The sequence below is a fragment of the Thalassotalea euphylliae genome (genome assembly GCF_003390335.1).
In the GTDB taxonomy this organism is placed as follows: Bacteria; Pseudomonadota; Gammaproteobacteria; order Enterobacterales; family Alteromonadaceae; genus Thalassotalea_F; species Thalassotalea_F euphylliae_B.
In genome coordinates this window covers 4,622,275-4,641,044 of record NZ_QUOU01000001.1, presented here as the reverse complement: position 1 = coordinate 4,641,044, position 18,770 = coordinate 4,622,275, and the positions used below count along the sequence as shown (strand labels likewise).

Below are 18,770 nucleotides of genomic sequence, written 5' to 3'. Positions count from 1 at the left end.
TGACAAAATTATCTGGTAACCTTTTATGCCCTGTTCGAACTTTGGTTGCTTTTTGTACAAAAGCCAGAGCAGGCAAGCTAAATGTTTTATCCACAAAAATAAAAATAACAAATGTTGTGTGTAAAAAGGATTTTTTCCTCATCTTTTTTATGTATTCCAACAGCTTATGAATTATTTTCTGATTTAAGTGAAAACTTATCTCGGAGATTTCTAATGCTTGTTAACAAACTTATCCACATTTTTCGTCGCACTTATAGGTAATTTCTTACCTTGTTAACGCGTCAACTTCATACGTGCTCTAGAGACAATGGGCAGGATATGGCATGCTTAGCCAAATTTATTCTTAGTTGACGACACACTATGGCAAATTCAGCCCTTTCACCGTTAATTTTGGTTGATGGTTCCTCCTATTTATTCCGCGCATATCACGTCCCTTATTTGCAAGCGTTATCCACAGCTGATGGTCACCCAACAGGGGCGATCACTGGGGTGCTAAACATGATTAAAAGCCTGCAAAAAGATTATCCGAGCGGCAATATCGTGGTGGTGTTCGATGCTAAGGGCAAAACCTTTCGCAATGATATGTACGATCAGTACAAAGCCAATCGTCCGCCGATGCCAGATGAGCTGCGCTGCCAAATTGCGCCACTGCATGAAATGATTGCTGCTATGGGGTTGCCTTTATTGGTGATTGAAGGGGTCGAAGCCGATGATGTTATTGGTACGCTCGCGCGCCAAGCTTGTGAAAAGGGGATCGAAACCGTTATTTCAACGGGTGATAAGGATATGGCACAGCTGGTAACAGAGCACGTAACCTTACTCGACACCATGAAGGAAAAAATTACCGACATTGACGCGGTAAAAGAAAAATACGGCTTTGAACCCAAGTACATGATCGATTACTTGGCACTGATGGGAGACGCTGTTGACAATATTCCGGGTATGCCGGGCGTTGGTGACAAATCAGCAAAAGCGTTGATCGCTGGCATTGGTGGCATTAGCGAAATATACGAGCGTTTAGACGATATTGCGGACCTTGGTTTTCGCGGTAGTAAGAGCTTAAAACCGAAAATGTTAGCGCACGAAGAAATTGTTCGCCTTTCCTACGAGCTTGCCACCATTAAGTGCGATGTTGAACTTGCACAACAAGCAGACGAGTTACAGCCTATTGAGCGCGACCTAGAAAAGCTAACCGAGTTATTCACAAAATACGAACTACGCCGCCATTTAGCGGATTTGAGAAAGCCGGCAGTATCAACATCAGCAGCTGACGTTGCCGCATCACAAGCACCAGAAGCCCAAGAAGAAAGTGAGGGAGAAAGCGAAGCAATTTCCGCTGAGTACGACATTATTCTTACCCAAGAAGATTTCAATACTTGGCTGGCACAGCTAAAAGATGCTCCGTTATTTGCGTTTGATACTGAAACTACCAGTATTGACTATATGCAAGCGGAATTGGTGGGACTGTCATTCTCCCACGAAGCAGGAAAAGCGGCCTACGTGCCTGTCGCTCATGATTATCTAGATGCACCTGAACAGTTAAGTCGCGACTGGGTGTTGGCACAATTAAAGCCGTTACTGGAAAGCAGTGAACATAAAAAAGTGGGTCAAAATCTAAAATATGATGCGCACGTGCTTAGCCATTACGATATTAAGCTAGCGGGTATCGAATTCGATACTATGCTTGAGTCTTACTGTTACAACAGTGTCGCGACACGCCATAATATGGATGCACTGGCGAAAAAATACTTAAACCACGAAACCGTCCACTTTGAAGACATTGCGGGTAAAGGCGCTAAGCAGCTTACCTTCAATCAAATTGACATTGAAAAAGCGGGTCATTACGCCGCAGAAGATGCTGATATTACCTTGCGCTTGCACCAAGCACTTCATGCGAAATTAGCCCAAGACACAGGGCCGTTATCTGTATTTACGGATATCGAATTACCGCTTAGCCAAGTGCTGCAACAGATGGAAAGTCACGGCGTACTCATTGATAGTGATATTTTGGCTGAGCAAAGCCAAGCGATTGGCGCCCGACTAGCCGAGCTGGAAATCGAAGCACACAACATTGCGGGTAAGGCATTTAACTTAGCGTCACCTAAGCAACTGCGTGAAATTCTGTTTGAAGAGCTAAAAATACCAGCCATCAAGAAAACGCCAAGTGGTGTGCCATCAACCGCAGAAGAGGTGCTGCAAGAGCTGGCATTGGATTACCCACTGCCTAAGCTTATTTTGGAGCATCGCGGTCTCGCCAAGCTAAAATCTACATATACCGATAAACTGCCTATGCTCGTGCAGCCGAAAACTGGCCGAGTACATACTTCGTATCACCAAGCTGTCGCAGCGACGGGGCGTTTATCGTCAACCGATCCAAATTTACAAAATATCCCAATTCGCAGTGAAGAAGGTCGCAAAATTCGCCAAGCCTTTATTGCGCCCGAAGGCTATAAAATTGTTGCGATCGATTATTCTCAAATTGAGCTGCGCATTATGGCGCATTTGTCTGACGATCCGGGCTTAGTGAAAGCCTTCAGTGAAGGTAAAGATGTGCACAGTGCCACCGCTGCGGAAATTTTCGGGGTTGATGTCGACAGTGTGACCAGTGATATGCGCCGTAGCGCGAAAGCGATTAACTTTGGTTTGATCTACGGTATGTCGGCATTTGGTTTAGCCAAGCAGATTGGTGTTGGTCGCAACCAAGCACAAGACTACATGAACAAATATTTTGAGCGTTACCCCAACGTGATGAAGTACATGGAAGACACGCGCCAGCAAGCGAGCGAAAAAGGTTATGTCGAAACCTTGTTTGGTCGCCGTTTGTACTTGCCGGATATTAAAGCCCGTAACCAAGCCCGCAAAAAAGCAGCAGAGCGCGCGGCGATCAATGCGCCGATGCAAGGTACTGCTGCAGATATCATTAAAAAGGCAATGCTGGCGGTTGATCAGTGGATTGCGACACAGCCGAGCGATGTGGTGAAGATGACCATGCAAGTGCACGATGAATTGATTTTTGAAATCAAGGAAAGCGAGCTTGAGCAAGTGACTGCTAAGTTAGTTGAGATCATGAATGCCGCTGCCGAGTTAAACGTGCCGCTGATTGCTCAAGCTGGCAGTGGCGATAATTGGCAGCAAGCTCACTAATTCATCAAGTGTTGTAAACTAACAGCTGCTGAGCAATAAAGCCGCAAAAGCGGCTTTTTTTATTGTAACAATCATAGCTTTACGTTTTTTTACAACCAAAATGTAAAAAAATTACAGAATTAACTTTACAGGAATAGAGTGGTTACTCTATACTTCGTTCTGTTCCTCGACGTGAACGCTTGTTGTAATAATTGTATATTCTAGCTTTCCCCATAAGCTAATACGCCGGTGATATTGTTATCACCGGTTTTTTTATGTCTGTAATTTAATTTCATATACTGTGAAGCTAAGTAACACATCATTAATAGGCACTGCTTCTGCCTCACCGCCAGCTAATCCTCACCATCAATTAACTATCGCAAATAACAGTCGCAAAGATAGGCCAATCATTCGCTTGAGCTAACGTTCAAATCGCTGTGCTTGTCTTCTCTACACTTTGTAACAAACAAGTATTCGCGTTATTGGCGATTACCTCTATAATCAAAATCATACCTATCGGTACAAAATCAAAGAAAAGACAAAAATCAAGATTCATGTAAAGACTTATGTATAGAAAGTAAGGCTGCACAAATAGTGTGGTAAACCAACATAAATGACATGAGAAATAAATCAGAAATAAACGAGGAATAAGCGATGACTAAATTCACAACTCACACCATGGAAAGCGCACCAGAAGCGAGCAAGCCACTGCTAGATAATTCGATCAAAGCATTTGGCATGGTGCCTAACTTGCACGCTGTACTTGCCAGCTCGCCAGCAGCATTAAAGGTGTACCAAGTTCAACACGAAGCATTTCTAAATTCGTCGTTTGACGCTGATGAGCTAACTGTCGTTTGGCAAACGATTAATGTTGAGCACGAATGTGGCTACTGTGTGCCAGCGCACACGGCCATTGCCCACTCAATGAAGGTGAGCGAAGAGATCATTAACGCCCTGCGCAACAAAACCCCACTTCCTACCGAAAAATTGGAAGCATTACGCGATACCACGTTATCGATTTTGCGCAACCGTGGTCGTCTTGATGGTGAAGAATTGGCGCGCTTCTTTGCGGCAGGTTATGGCGAGCAACAAGTGCTGGAAATTATTCTGGGCTTGTCGCAAAAAGTGATCAGCAACTACACTAACCACATTGCTGAAACCGAATTAGACGCGCCATTTAAGCAATTCGCTTAATCAAATCTCACAACGAGCTCTGTGTCGATATACAGGCGGCTTTATCTAGAGGATAAAGCCGCCTAATTGCGGTTCGATGGCTCAAGGCGTAGAATAATAAATGTCATGGGTAAGCTAAAGAGTGAGTGGTAACAGTAAGTGGTTAGTGGTCGAAAACGAGAATTTGATGAACAAGTCGCATTAACTGCGGCGATGGAAGTTTTTTGGCAAAAAGGCTACAGCGGTACTTCACTCAGCGACTTAACGGGTCGCATGGGAATTAACAAGCCCAGCTTATACAGCGCGTTTGGCAATAAAGAGTCACTGTTTATCAAGGCGACTGAGCTTTATATCAGCACGAGAATGAAGCCCCATCTAGAAATCCTCAATAACACGTCACTACCCCTGTTTGATCGTCTAAAGCAGTACTTGATGTCGATCGTTAACCAGCAATGCTGTGCTAATTCACCGAAAGGTTGCTACCTAGTGCAATGTCAGTCTGAGATTGTCACCGGTGATTTACCTGAGCAGGCAAAGGAGCTACTTACTTCAACTGACTCTTTGCCTAAAGCCGTATTTGTCGAGTTATTCCAACATGATCAAGAAGCTATCTCACTTAATATCGTCGACCACGCAGAGCAATTTGCCTTAACCTTGTACACTGTTCTCAAAGGTACGGCGGCAATGGCGCGTTCAGGTGCGCAAGCACAAGACTTGGAAGTGGTTGTTGACACTTGTTTGCGCGGATTGGGCTTAGAGAAATAATCCAACTCGCGCTTGAACAGTTTTCTAGACCGTTAGTTTTGTCTAGTCGAGTAACGCTCTTAGCATCCACGTTGTTTTTTCGTGTATACGCATGCGATCTGAAATTAATGCGGTTGACGACTCATCATCGGCCTCTTGGGCAACTTTAAGGGCTGCGCGGCAAGTGCGAACAACGGTTTCGTGAGCGCGTGTTAAAATTTCAACCATTTCACTGGCACTTGGTACACCCTCAACTTCTTCAACGGAACTAAGCGCAGCAAAGGCTTTATAGGTGCCTGGCGCTGCAACTCCTAAAGTGCGAATGCGCTCGGCAATTTCATCAACTGCGTCAGCCAACTCTGTGTAGTGCTCCTCGAACATTAAATGCAATTCGCGAAATTGACGGCCTGTCACATTCCAGTGGAAGTTGTGTGTTTGTAAGTACAGAGTGTAAGAATCTGCTAATAAGTGTTTTAGCTGCTCTGCGACTTCAATGCGATCGGCTTCGTTAATACCTATGTTAATTGTGTTTGTACTCATGATGACCCCTAATTAAATTGTTTATCTCAAGCTCGCACAATTACTGTGCTCTTGAATTAGTTGCGTTAACTATAACGGCTAACTATGATTCATAAAATTTAAATAAAACTAAGATAACTATCTAAAAAATAGATTGTTGATGCAGAAATACAACGACAGTGATGGTTAATCGTTTATTACCTGCGTGGGAGTCAGCCTAAGGGAGGAAAATAACGTTTTTATTATCGAGATAACCAAAATACTCTTGGTTAATAGTGCGAGTGGGTTATTTGTGAGTTGTTGGGCGGGGGGAAGTTGGCTTTGAGGCAGAGCATAGCATAACTATTCTCTGCGTGAATCGAGAAAAAATTCGATAGCTGATGACATCGCAATGTTAGTGCTTAGTGGCTGTAAACGTTTGAATAAACTGCTGCCCTGCGGCAACTCCCTGACGGTAATCATCAACTAGTGCGGCTTTTGAGCTGCCAAGTACTTTTGAGCTTAACGGCGTAAAAGGCTTAACTTCTAGCACCTTAACATCAGCAGGCGGCTGCTCAATAAATTGTTGGGTTTGCTGATAAGCGGATTCGTGTTTATCCAGAATGCGGATCGGTAGAGGACATCGATTGTTGCGACACAGCAAAGGTTTTAACTTACTGATCTTATCACCAAGGCTTGTTGGTGGTGTTGCTGTGGTGCGAATTGTAACTATGGTATTACCTCCAAGCTCAAAGGCCTCTTTGACGGGTAAAGGGGCACTCACGCCGCCATCAACCAAATTCGCTGATTTGTAGAGATAAGGGATCGCGCTTGAACGTTTTAGTGAGGGTAACCAGCCTACTTGCGTGGGATCGAGCAACTTAGTGCTGAGTGATTTAGGTTTTGCTGCAGAAAATCGCACCACACGATCATGGGCATTTTGAGTTGCCGCCTTAGCATCAAACGCATAGTGGTGATGCGCGGCTTGCTCAAAGTACCAGTCGAGATCCATCACGTGCTGTTTACCAAATAGGCGCCATGGGCTGAAAAAGTCGGGTTTACGCGTCAGATCGGTAATTAAGCTATAGGCATACCCATGTTGACCACTGAGATAACTGGCAATATTTTGTGCGCCCGCAGAGGTGCCGATCAGCACCTTAAACGGGTTAAATTTGGCAACTTGCCAGCTATCGAGTACACCAGCAGTAAATATACCGCGTTGGCCGCCACCCTCAGCCACCAGTGCTAGGCCATCAATAGGTTGAGTAAATGCTGAGCATACTGACACAATGAAGCCCTAGTTTAGGTTAGCTAGCCGCTTGGGCGGTATTTAGCTGACTCGAAGGTAGTTGAGCAGCACTCGATGCTTTCGCTTTATCCCAGATTTTCTCATGGAAAAAGTAAGCCACAGTATTGATTGCTGGCTCGACAATGGCGACCAGACCGCCAAGCACAAAGTCACCCGTGATGGCGTAAATCACGCCAAATGCCACAGAAAAATGAGTTATTGCAAAGGTTGTCGTTTTAGCCATGGTTAGTTTCCTGCTGTCGATGCACTGTTTAGTTAAGAGTTGTTTGTTTACGCCTTGTGCAATCGGGGATTAACCTAACTTCACTTTGCACAGTTGATCGCCGTAGTAATTATTTTTGTAGTTACATTCGTTAGCTTTGCCTTTAACCGCTGCCGCTTTTACAGAATGATTGCGATTGAACTGGCGAATAACGGATTGAATAACATTTTTCATAATGATTAGCCTTATCTTACTTGTGCTTCTACTTGTCATAAATGCCCGTAGAGCTAAATGACAAGCGCCTGTGTTTATTTGATGAAGCTAGTATGACGGCCAAAGATTGATTATAAAAATTAATTAAAATTAATATTACAATCAGTTTTTTCGAACATTTGGTCGAGTATCGGTATAGGTGTGACGATTCAGATCAGGTTGGGGTTATATGGAAGTTTAAAAAAGACCTTGAGGCCTGCGCATGGGCAGTACGGCGTATGTTAGTGAGTCATTTACGGGATAACGATAAGCTAACGCGGCCAGTCTAAGCGATAATATTATCGCCTAGACGGTTTACCTTGGCTTTTTTGTTAAAACCATACTCAGGCTTTACGCTGGTTGTTACGTAGGCCTTGTGGTGGTTTTTATGTGGGCCTTTACGCAGGTTTAGTGCAAAGCAATTTAAGCTGCTGACGGAACAACTTCATCAACGCTTCAATATCATTGGTTTTAACGTAGTTCGGGCGAATAATAAACGCAATGCTGCGGTGTGGTCCCGGCTCGTTTAAGTGTAAAGCACGCAGTTCACTCTCATTGTGTAGCAATTGTTGCAGCGCCATTTCTGGTACTAGTGTCGTGCCTAATTTACCGGCGACCATTTGCACTATGGTGTGCAGACTGGTGGCATCGAATGTCGAGTCTTTCTCTAACCCTTTCTGCTGGCAAGCCGCTAGCGCATGGTCTTTTAGACAATGCCCTTCTTTTAGCAGCATCAGCTTGTCCATTGCCATTTCTTGGGTCGAAATCTCTTTGGTATTGGCCGGACACTCCTCGTGGTGGCACACCATGTAAAAGTCTTCTTGCCAAAATTCTAAGCTCATCAGGCCGTCGATGGCATACGGCAAGGCTAAAATGGCGGCATCTAAATCACCGTTGCGCACGCGATCGACTAGCTCATGTGATTGGGCTTCAACAATTTTTAAGCGAAAATCGGGATAGTTTTTGCGAACTTCTGGGAGCACTTTAGGCAACAAGTAAGGGCCGATAGTCGGAATAATGCCCAAGGTCATCGGCGTACTAAGCGGTGATTTATCGAGCTGTGAAAGCTGCATTAATTCGTCAAGCTCGAGCTTCACTTGCTGCGCTTTGGCGAGTACTTGCTGGCCAATATCGGTAATGAATACGTGTTTATTATTGCGCTCAAACACTTTTAAACCCAGCTGGGTTTCCATCTCGTTAATGGCGGAACTCAGTGCCGACTGCGAGACATTGCACATTTCTGCGGCTTTTTTGAAGTGTAATGTTTTACCAACCGCCAACGCATAGTTGATTTGTTTTAGCGAAATCATCTTGTTGTTCTAATAAATCGAATATAACGTTCATTTTAATCAAATTTCGCTTATTTGGGAATGTCCTATACTTTCGCTGAACAGAGTAGTTACACCTTAACTATCCTATCAGGGGGAATACATGAAATTTAATAAGATCTTATCTGCTGCGCTTGCTGCTGGTTTGATGTTCGGCACAGCATCAATGTCAGTATCTGCGTCAGTGGGTGAAGCAAAATCGAACCAATTTTGGTGGCCAGAGCAACTTAACTTAGCGCCACTTCGTCAGCACAGCCCAGACTCAAACCCTTACGGTGCTGACTTCAACTACGCAAAAGCCTTTGCCAAGCTAGATCTCGCAACCGTGAAAAAGGATATTGAAACGACGCTGACTGACTCGCAAGACTGGTGGCCAGCGGACTGGGGTCACTATGGTCCATTAATGATCCGTATGGCATGGCACAGCGCGGGTGTTTACCGTGTTGCTGATGGTCGTGGTGGTGCAGCAGGTGGTCAACACCGTTTAGCACCATTAAACAGCTGGCCTGATAACGCCAACTTAGACAAAGCGCGTCGTCTACTATGGCCGGTTAAGCAAAAATACGGTGCAAGCCTTTCATGGGCAGATTTAATGGTACTTGCAGGTAACGTTGCCCTTGAATCCATGGGTTTTAAAACCTTTGGTTTCGCCGGTGGTCGTTCAGACGATTGGGAACCAGATTTAGTTTACTGGGGACCAGAAAAAGCCATGCTAAAAGACAAGCGTCGCGACAAATTTGGCAAATTAAAAGGCCCAATGGCGGCGGTTGAAATGGGTTTAATTTACGTTAACCCAGAAGGGCCTCACGGTAACCCTGATCCATTGCTCGCGGCTAACGACATTCGCATGTCATTTGGCCGCATGGCAATGAACGATGAAGAAATCGTCGCTCTAATTGCCGGTGGCCACACGCTAGGTAAAGCACACGGTGCGAAAAAACCAAGCGACTGTATTGGCAAAGAGCCAGCGGCAGCACCAATCGAGCAACAAGGTTTAGGTTGGAAAAACAGCTGTGGCACAGGTAAAGGTGCTGACGCAACCACCAGTGGTTTAGAAGGCGCGTGGACAGTCACACCAACGCGTTGGTCAACTAACTACCTAGACAACCTAATGAACTTCAACTGGGTATTAACCAAAAGCCCAGCAGGTGCCAAGCAGTGGATCCCAGATAACCCAGCAGCGGCTAACCTAGTGCCAGATGCGCACATTAAAGGAAAGCGTAATGCCCCTATCATGTTTACAACGGACATCGCGTTAAAAGAAGATCCAGAATTCTTAAAAGTGGTTGAGCGTTTCAGAGCTGATCCAAAAGAATTTGACCTAGCCTTCGCTAAGGCATGGTTCAAATTAACGCATCGTGACATGGGCCCTCGCGCTCGTTACGTCGGTGATGAAGTACCGGCAGAAGTCTTGTTATGGCAAGACCCGTTACCAGAAGCTAAAGGTAAGCAAATCAGCAAAAAAGATGCTGACAAGCTGAAAAAGCAAATCTTAAAAGCCGGTTTAACAACTTCTGAGCTAGTGCGCACAGCATGGGCGTCAGCGGCAAGTCACCGTGTCACTGATATGCGTGGTGGTGCTAACGGTGCGCGTGTGCGTTTAGAGCCACAAGCAAGTTGGGCTGTTAACAACCCGAAAGAGTTAAGCACAGCATTAGCTAAGCTTGAAGATGTACAAAAAGCGTGGAACAAGAAATCTCGCCGTGATGTATCACTGGCTGACGTGATTGTCTTAGCAGGCGCTGCCGGTATCGAGCAAGCGGCTAAAGATGCGGGCATGAAAGTAGTGGTACCATTTGCTGCGGGCCGTGTTGACGCTTCACAAGCACAAACTGAAGTACCTTCATTTGCCCACTTAGAGCCAACAGCTGATGCGTTCCGCAACTATTTCACGGACGCTTCATACTTTGGTCCAACTGAGATGATGGTTGATAAAGCCAACATGCTTGGCCTAACGGTACCGGAAATGACAGTGCTACTAGGCGGCTTACGCAGCATTAACATCAACTACGATGGCAGCGCGCACGGTGTATTCACTGACAAGCCAGGCACATTGAACAACGACTTCTTTACCAACTTATTGGATATGCGCTACACGTGGAGCAAAACTAACCAAGCAGGTATTTACCAAGGTAAAGAGCGTAACTCTGGCAAAGCAATGTGGACAGCAACACCGGTTGACCTAATCTTTGGTTCTAACTCAGAGCTACGTGCCATTGCCGAAGTTTACGCTTCAGCTGATGCCAAGCAGAAGTTCTACGATGACTTCATTGCAGCTTGGGTTAAAGTCATGCAACTTGACCGTTTTGATTTAAAAAACTAAGCCTTTAAACTAAGTTTTTAAAAGTAATACGAAAATCCAAAGTAAAATGTGTGATCACTGATAGGTATTCACACAACTTCCTTAAAAGAGCCGCATTTGCGGCTCTTTGTGTTTATACGTGCCCGTGTTTGAAAACTTACCCCTCTATTCCTTTTTAACTTACCAACATAAACACCAACACACATCAGCGAAGCATTGTTCGAAATCGAACATTAATGTTTGATTACACCCAACCAATTCCGAACAGCTTGTTCGTTATGATTTTAACCTATTGATATTTATGATTAATAAACTTGGCGCAGATTTTTCATTGTACCTAGCATAGTGAATTAGAAATCGAGAAGGGAGCCATTGTGGAGATCCAGATACCGCGTAAAAAGTCCATGACACTCAAATATGGCGCTGGTGCATGTTTAGGCTTAGTTATTGGCCTTTTTTACTTTTTTCAATCAGATACTGTCCCCACCGTGACCAGTGATGAAGTGACTTTACTCAAAGTTGAACAAGGGCAAGTTGACTTGTTTAGCCAAGCGTTTGGTGAATTGTATTCCGCACAAGAGCGCATGTTAACGTCGCAGGCGTCAGGTAAGGTCGCCAATATTCACGTGAAACCCGGTGCGATTGTTGCGCCAGAAACCGTGATTTTGTCACTGGCGAACCCAGAGCTAAATCTCGCTTATCAGTCAGCGATGGGGGATTTAGACGCCAGCAAAGCGCAGCTAGAGTCGTTCGAGCTAGAGCAAGAAAACGAGCGCTTGGATTACCAAGGGCGCATTGTTGATATCGAGTCAGCACTGGAACGGGCTCAACTAGAGCTGAAAGTGAATAACGAGCTTGCTGAGCGCGGCGTATCTGCCAAGCTGGATATTATCAGAGCAGAGCTATCGGTGAATCAGCAAGGTAAAAAGCTCGCGTTTGAGCAGCAAAAGTACCAACACTTTCTTAAAGTGCAGGCATTTCAGTTAAAACAACGCCAAATTGCCCTTGAGCAGCAAAGCCAAGAAGTTGGCTTACTGCAACAACAATTAGATGATTTACAAGTCAAGGCGGGTATTCATGGCACCTTACAAAGTTTAGCGGTCGAAATTGGCGAATCTTTACCGCAAGGCGCCATTTTAGGGCGTGTTGGCTCGGTAGACGCTTTATTAGCAAGGCTGCGCGTGCCGCAACATCAAGCGGATCAAATTATCATTGGCGCGCCAGTTGAGTTAGCCACGCGCAAGGGAGCTATCACAGGCACAATCGCTCGTATCGAATCTTTGGTTACCAATGGCAATGTTTTGGCTGAAGTGACCCTTGCCAGCGAATTACCCGCTGACGCTAGGCCATTAGCACCTGTGACTGGGCAAATTTTTATGCACACCAAAGAAGATGCTTTGTATATCAAACAAGTTGCCGGGCTAAGACCTATGTCACAGCTAGAGCGTTTTGTGTTAACCCAAGATGGCACCACGACAGCGACCAAAAGAAGCATTCAATTGGGGGACTTATCCAAGGGCAAACTGATTATCGAGTCTGGCATTGCGGCCGACGAACAATTTATTTCACAAATGCCAGACACCTGGTCGGCATACCAAACTATCAATATCGATCAACAGGGGTAAACAATGACTAATAACACTGTCGTCAGTATGGAAAACATTCACAAAAAATACGTCGGTACTGAAATTGAAACACATGCCTTGCAAGGGATATCACTGAGTATTTATCAAGGGGAGTTTGTCGCAATTACTGGCCCTTCGGGCTGTGGTAAATCAACTCTGTTGACGATCATGGGCTTACTCGACAGCGCTAGCGATGGCAATTACCAACTCAGCGGCATTGATACCACTGCGTTAAAAGTTGATCAGCGTACTCACGTGAGAAACCAACATATTGGCTATGTATTTCAATCATTTAACCTGATTGACTCGATGTCGGTATACGACAATGTCGCACTGCCATTAGAGCACAGAGGTGAAAAACCTGAGGCAATCAAACACGCGGTGATCGCGGCGTTAACCAAAGTGGGTATGCAGCATCGTGTTAGCTATAAACCCAATCAAATATCGGGGGGCCAGCAGCAACGGGTAGCCATTGCCAGAGCCTTAGTTGGCAACCCAGATTTGATTTTAGTGGATGAGCCAACGGGTAATTTAGACACCAAAAACGGTGACGCTGTGATGAAGTTACTGATTGAGCTGAATAAACAAGGGTCAACCATTGTCATGGTCACCCATGACAGCCGCTACAGTGGCTTGGCGGATCGTCAAATTCAATTGTTAGACGGCAAAATTGTCGGTGAAAAACAGTTGCAAAGCGATAAATTGCAAACCAAGAGTGAAAAGGAAGTGGCATGAGACTATTTATCAACGCCTTTAAGCAAGGCATTGCACACACATTCACCCTGCCACGCTTGAGCTTACCGCTGATTACCACCTTAGGGTTAACGTTAGCTGCCGTGCTGACCGTGATTGCGGTGGCGAATACCTTGCTGTATCAACCGCTGGCAGACATCCAAGAGAATGACTTACATCGGGTGGAAGTTAACCTCGCGTTCAACAAAGATCTAACGGTGCCGTTTTTTAGTGAGCCCAGACGCATTGCTGCCATCAAAGCCCGTTATGGTGATGATTTAGTTTGGGGAAACATTGCGATTGATTCGCTACCGATTGAGCTGGGCGGCACTGAAATTCAAATTACTCGCTTAAACGCCACCGCGGGTTCACCGGAAGTGCTGGGCTTGTCACTACTGAACGGACAAAGCAGCGAAATTGACAATGTTGAAGCCGGGATTTGGATTTCAAAAGCCTTGTGGCAATCGGCACTTGGCAGCGCTCAAGACTTGTCTCAACAAATGCTGCGTCTTGATGGCGCTGAATATCCGATTTTTGGTGTCTTTGACAATTTAACCAGCCTGAATGCGGTTAATTTGAGTGAACAGCCAAGTGAACAAATATGGCAATTTCGCAATCTGGAGGCGACGCTGGAATCGCCTGATGCTTTGGTGATGAACCTTGGCCCGATCACCTTTGTGAGAGGGGCGAAAAGTGCATTGCCAACGCCAGCCGATTTAGAAGCATGGTTTGCGGAATATGTGAATAAAGAAATTAGTAATGATCGCGCTCGCGAGTTTCTGCTTAGCAAAGCTGTCACTGGTGAAGTGGTGAGCTATCGCGACTCGTTTCTTGGTGACAGCCGCCAGTTGGTATTTGTCTTGATGTTCGCCATGTTTAGTTTGCTGGTGATGGCGAGCCTCAACTTGCTGAATATGTTTATTGCTCACTACCAAAGCAGAAATAAAGAATTTGCCATTCAAATGTGTATGGGCTCGACGGTTGGCCGACTGCGCGGTTTGATTTTCACTGAAAATCTGCCGATGTTTTTAATGGCGACTGTCCTTGGCTTGCTCGCTGCAGCTTGGTTAATTGAGAGTTTACCGACATTAGCTGGCGATAATTTACCGCTAATGGAGCAGATCTCATTGAGTGCCGGTAGCGTGATGGTGGCGCTCGCGTTGATTGGTGTGATCAACTTTATCTTCGCCATGATTGCCCTGCTCTACGTTGACAAGCATGCGTTGACCGACAGCTTAAATTCCAGTGGTAAAGGCACGCCCGCTCAGCAAAATCAAATGGTCAGTAAAGCACTCATGATAGTGCAGTTAACGCTGGCTTGTGTGCTGTTAACCAGCGCCAGTATTTCGGTGAAAGACAGTTTTAATAGTGCCTATGCGGACTTAGGTTACAGCATGCCGAATGCGTTTGAAGTGAGCATGGTGATTGGCGATGAAACTTGGCAAACGTCGCTGGCAGAATACGAACAGTATCGCGGCAGCGAATGGCAACAACTCAGAGCTGACTTTGTTGAGCGCTTAGCTAACTTAGGCGGCGATGTGCTAGATGTGAATGCGCTGCCGTTGACGGGTAATGTGTCAATGAGTGCCTACCCTGATCCAGACACGGGTGATTCGGTGATGATACGACCGCAAATGTGGGCAGAAGGTCTATTGACCAAGTTTGATATTGAGCTTTTGGCGGGGCGAGATTTAAATCAAACGGATACTGATTTGCCGCATGTATTGATCTCGCAATCGTTTGCTATTAGCCGCGCGGGTAATGAGCCATGGCAGACCATGGTCGGTAAAGAACTTAAAATGGGCAGTGACCCAGAAGATATTTTCAAAGTGATTGGTATTGTTGAAGATACTATCCCGCTACCGGGTGGCACCTTGAACATTGACGCACCCGAAGTCTACTATAGTAACCCATCGCGTATTAGGCTAAGTCGTCTATCTGCTGTGGTGATTATGCCAGAGGCGCAAGCGTTGCCGCGAGAAGACGTTGCGCTATTACTCAAAGGTATGGACTCGCGCTTAGGTGAAGTGCAAGTGGAATCAATGCAGCAGCGTTGGAATTCGGTTACCGCTGCCACGCGTTTAAATATGTATGTCGTGATTGGCTTAGCCACTCTCACTTTAGTACTGGCGGCGATTGGCGTTTCTGGTTTAAGCCAGATGACCGCAAGCCAAAAACGCTATGAACTGGCGGTTCGTATGGCGACGGGGGCTAAGCAAAGTCGCTTGTTGCGTTTATTATTGCAAGACTCGATTTGGATGTTAGTGTTTGGCTTAGGATTAGGCGTGTTAGCCGCCGTCAGCAGTTATCAGTATTTGTTGACCTTTTTTGCCAGCGCGCCAGCGTTTGACTGGTTAGTCACATCACTGATTAACCTAGTGTTGGCGATGGTGATGATAGTATCGGTGGCATTACCGGGCTGGCTGGTTATTCGCAAAGATCCGATGCGAGTGCTAAGAGAACTTTAATGTAGGTAAAGCATTTATCAAAGTGTTTATCAATTTTGGATGCAGTAACGGCCTCGACCTTGGATGTTCGAGGCCGTTACTTTAAGGAGCATTATGCAAAAGAACAAAGGGTTGGTCGTTGTTGTTGATGACGATGAAGATATTCGACTGGCCTTATCTATGCTATTGACCAACGAAGGTTATCAGGTGATGGAAGCGGGTTCGCCTGCTGAACTGGCCAGCATCACCGCGCGTTTGACCCCTCATTTAGTCTTACTTGATATGAATTTCAGCCGTGACACGACCAGTGGTAGCGAAGGGCTGGAGGTTTTGGCGCAGTTGACACAACGAAATATTGCTACTGTGCTAATGACCGCATGGGGCAATATCGAGCTGGCAGTTAAAGGCATGCAATTAGGCGCCGCTGACTTTATTGAAAAACCTTGGGACAACCAAAAGCTGCTGGGCATTGTCGATAAACAAATAGTCGATAAGCAAATTGCAAAAATAGCTATTGCTAGTGACGCCACGGCCAAGCAAGCCGTCAATCGTAAAACTAACACTGAGACTGTTAGCTGGGTTGCCGAATCTGAAGCGATGCAACAGCTTGAAGCGGTGATCAGCCAAATCGCCGATACACAAGCCAGTGTCTTGATTTTAGGTGAAAATGGCACAGGAAAATCACTGCTTGCTCAGCGGCTACACCAATTATCTGGCCGAAATTCAGCCCCTTTTGTCTCAGTGAATATGGGCGCAATTCCAGAGAATTTATTCGAAAGCGAATTATTCGGTCATAAAAAAGGGGCTTTTACCGATGCGCGTGAAAACCGCCAAGGGCGCTTTGAGCTGGCTCAGCATGGCACCTTGTTTTTAGATGAAATTGGCACCTTGCCAGCCAGTGTTCAGCCTAAAATGCTGCGCGTGTTAGAAAGCGGCGAGTTTGAACCCGTGGGCGCTAGCCAAACACTACATGCCGACGTGCGGGTGATCAGCGCCACTAATGCTGATTTAGATCAGCTCGTTGCAGCAGGCGAATTTAGACGAGATCTTAAATTTCGTTTAAATACTTTCGTCCTCACTTTGCCACCACTTAGAGCGCGCCAAGCGGATATTCTGCCATTGGCGAACAGTTTGCTCGCCAAGTTTTCAGCCAAATACCACAAACCGGCTCTCACTTTGAGTAATGATGTGATGGCTTTACTCAAGAATTATACTTGGCCGGGCAATGTGCGTGAGCTTAGCCATGTCATTGAGCGCGCAGTTATTTTATGCCGTGATAGCGACATTTTAAGTGCGCATATTATGCTGTCAGAGCTGAATTCACCTGGCGATGTTAACGGTGAGGAGGCGAGCAGCGCTGTGCAAGCTGATGACAGCGAGCTACGCCCGCTTGATGATATTGAATTTGAAATGATCACTAAGGCGCTGAAAAAGTATCAAGGCCACATTAGTAAAGCTTCAGCGGCACTGGGGATTTCTCGCAATGCACTTTATCGCCGAATGGAAAAGTACCAGCTCGACAAAGAGGAATTTGACCTTGAGTAGTGTTTTTCGCTCAGTGGAATTTAAGATCAAATTTGCCCTTAGCTGTTTCGTACTGGCCTTTTTGACCTTGGTTGCCTTGCTGACATCTGCTTGGGGTTGGTCACTGCTTGCCACGGTCACCGCGCTCTTTGTACTGAGTTATCCCTTATGCTGGTTGGCGTGGCGTGTATGGCAGTTTTGGGCGTCTTCCATCATGCGCTTAACCACTTACACCCAAGGCTTAGCCATGGGAGAGTCAAGTGTCTCTGTTGCTCGGCAAGGCAAATCAGTGCTACTCGATGAGCTGCACCATGAAATCACACAGCTTTATAAAAACACGACAGCAAACAAAGACGCAAACGCTTCATTAGCCATGTTATTCGGTCAGCTTTTTGAAGATTTGCCGATAGCCGTCGTGATATTCGAGCAAGATTACACGCTAAGCTATGCTAATCGAGCCGCTTACGATATTACTGAAATCAGCTTATTGCAGGGGGTCAGTGCTAAGGCGCTGGGGTTTGTCGAGCAAAATAAACAGCTTAACCACAGTGCACTTGCTTCAAACTGGCGTTGCCAATCTAGCCTGATTAACTTTCAGCAGCGCCCGATCTACTTATTTACCGCGATAGATATTTCCAGTGAAATTAAGCAAAGCGAGCAGGCGGTGCAGAAAAATCTGGTGCGCGTGCTCAGTCATGAGCTCAGAAATACACTCACGCCGATGTCGTCGATGGCAGAGACGCTGTTGTCGATGGACACTTTAGACACGACGCAAACCCGTAAAGTGCTGGAGCGTGTAAAAACCCGATCTGACGACTTACTGAGCTTTGTTGAGCGTTTTGCAGAAGTGGCAAAAATACCAGAGCCTAAAAAAGAACGATTCGATTTATCGGCATTGATTGAGCAAACCAAAGTGCTATTGTCAGCGCAGGACTCTCTGACGTTTACGGGTCAGCACATTTGTTATGCTGATGCTCAGTTGCTGGCGCAGGTGCTAATGAATTTGGTGAAAAATGCAGTTGAGTCAAAAGACACTCAGCATCACCAATATCACGATGCTCAAGGCGTGGATGCTCAAGTGCAAGCTAATCAAGGCGTAGCTATCGAAGTTAACTATTACCAGCAAGATAACCAGCAATACTTGAGTGTTATTGACAACGGCACGGGTTTTTCCAATATCGACAATGCCATTACGCCGCTATTTACCACCAAACCCAAAGGGGCTGGTATTGGGCTAGCATTCGTTGAAGCTGTGTTGAACAAACACGGGGGTATTGTCAGGCTATCGAATCAAGTGAACTCTGGTGCTGAGTCAGATGCGGCAAACGGTGTGAAAATTAGTGCGCAAACAGGCGCAAAAGTCGAACTCATCTGGCCTTTGCATCACTAATTGCAACTCAAGGGCAAGGGCTAGTTGGTAGGCCTATGGCTTAACGCCCTCCTGAGTGAGTCGTCGGAATGTGTTACTCTGCGACACTCAGTGTTTATCACGCTATTTGCCGAGTTTGTAG

General features: G+C 45.8%; 14 protein-coding genes. 9 read left to right on the top strand and 5 right to left on the bottom strand.

What is annotated here, in order from left to right; translation table 11 throughout:
* Positions 1–360: 360 nt before the first annotated feature.
* The 3 genes from polA to DXX93_RS20095 all read left to right on the top strand — a co-directional run bounded on the left by polA (position 361) and on the right by DXX93_RS20095 (position 5,061).
* Positions 361–3,144 (top strand): DNA polymerase I, encoded by a 2,784-nt coding sequence (gene polA, locus DXX93_RS20105; RefSeq protein WP_116009673.1) that lies wholly within the window; start codon positions 361–363, stop codon positions 3,142–3,144.
* Between the two features lie 633 nt (positions 3,145–3,777).
* A complete protein-coding gene (locus DXX93_RS20100; protein ID WP_116009672.1) occupies positions 3,778–4,317 on the top strand; it encodes a carboxymuconolactone decarboxylase family protein in 540 nt (179 codons plus the stop codon).
* A gap of 138 nt (positions 4,318–4,455) precedes the next feature.
* A complete protein-coding gene (locus tag DXX93_RS20095) occupies positions 4,456–5,061 on the top strand; it encodes a TetR/AcrR family transcriptional regulator (RefSeq protein WP_116009671.1) in 606 nt (201 codons plus the stop codon).
* A gap of 42 nt (positions 5,062–5,103) precedes the next feature.
* Here DXX93_RS20095 and DXX93_RS20090 read toward each other — a convergent pair whose 3' ends face one another.
* The 5 genes from DXX93_RS20090 to DXX93_RS20075 all read right to left on the bottom strand — a co-directional run bounded on the left by DXX93_RS20090 (position 5,104) and on the right by DXX93_RS20075 (position 8,611).
* A complete protein-coding gene (locus tag DXX93_RS20090) occupies positions 5,104–5,580 on the bottom strand; it encodes a Dps family protein (RefSeq protein WP_116009670.1) in 477 nt (158 codons plus the stop codon).
* A 373-nt stretch (positions 5,581–5,953) separates the two neighbouring features.
* Entirely contained in the window at positions 5,954–6,826 is an 873-nt protein-coding gene (locus DXX93_RS20085) for a patatin-like phospholipase family protein (RefSeq protein WP_181902283.1), read from the bottom strand.
* 19 nt (positions 6,827–6,845) lie between these two features.
* Positions 6,846–7,070 carry a DUF2061 domain-containing protein gene (locus DXX93_RS20080; protein ID WP_116009668.1) on the bottom strand — a complete coding sequence of 75 codons (225 nt, stop codon included), beginning with the start codon at positions 7,068–7,070 and terminating at the stop codon, positions 6,846–6,848.
* Positions 7,071–7,139: 69 nt separating this feature from the next.
* Positions 7,140–7,283, bottom strand: coding sequence for a hypothetical protein (locus DXX93_RS20845; protein WP_181902282.1), 144 nt, complete (start codon positions 7,281–7,283; stop codon positions 7,140–7,142).
* A 416-nt stretch (positions 7,284–7,699) separates the two neighbouring features.
* Entirely contained in the window at positions 7,700–8,611 is a 912-nt protein-coding gene (locus tag DXX93_RS20075) for a hydrogen peroxide-inducible genes activator (protein ID WP_116009667.1), read from the bottom strand.
* A 121-nt stretch (positions 8,612–8,732) separates the two neighbouring features.
* Here DXX93_RS20075 and katG point away from each other — a divergent pair, with 121 nt between their 5' ends.
* The 6 genes from katG (at position 8,733) to DXX93_RS20045 (ending at position 18,649) form a co-directional block, all read left to right on the top strand.
* Positions 8,733–10,952, top strand: coding sequence for a catalase/peroxidase HPI (gene katG / locus DXX93_RS20070; protein WP_116009666.1), 2,220 nt, complete (start codon positions 8,733–8,735; stop codon positions 10,950–10,952).
* Between the two features lie 353 nt (positions 10,953–11,305).
* On the top strand, positions 11,306–12,556 hold the full coding sequence (locus DXX93_RS20065) for an efflux RND transporter periplasmic adaptor subunit (RefSeq protein WP_147302732.1): 1,251 nt from the start codon (positions 11,306–11,308) through the stop codon (positions 12,554–12,556).
* Between the two features lie 3 nt (positions 12,557–12,559).
* Positions 12,560–13,291 carry an ABC transporter ATP-binding protein gene (locus DXX93_RS20060; protein WP_116009664.1) on the top strand — a complete coding sequence of 244 codons (732 nt, stop codon included), beginning with the start codon at positions 12,560–12,562 and terminating at the stop codon, positions 13,289–13,291.
* Complete coding sequence (locus DXX93_RS20055; RefSeq protein WP_116009663.1) at positions 13,288–15,756, top strand: FtsX-like permease family protein; 2,469 nt, start codon at positions 13,288–13,290, stop codon at positions 15,754–15,756. The genes DXX93_RS20060 and DXX93_RS20055 overlap by 4 nt, the downstream gene beginning before the upstream one ends.
* Before the next feature lie 93 nt (positions 15,757–15,849).
* Entirely contained in the window at positions 15,850–17,280 is a 1,431-nt protein-coding gene (locus DXX93_RS20050) for a sigma-54-dependent transcriptional regulator (protein ID WP_116009662.1), read from the top strand.
* Positions 17,273–18,649, top strand: coding sequence for a sensor histidine kinase (locus DXX93_RS20045; RefSeq protein ID WP_181902281.1), 1,377 nt, complete (start codon positions 17,273–17,275; stop codon positions 18,647–18,649). The genes DXX93_RS20050 and DXX93_RS20045 overlap by 8 nt, the downstream gene beginning before the upstream one ends.
* Positions 18,650–18,770 lie beyond the last annotated feature (121 nt).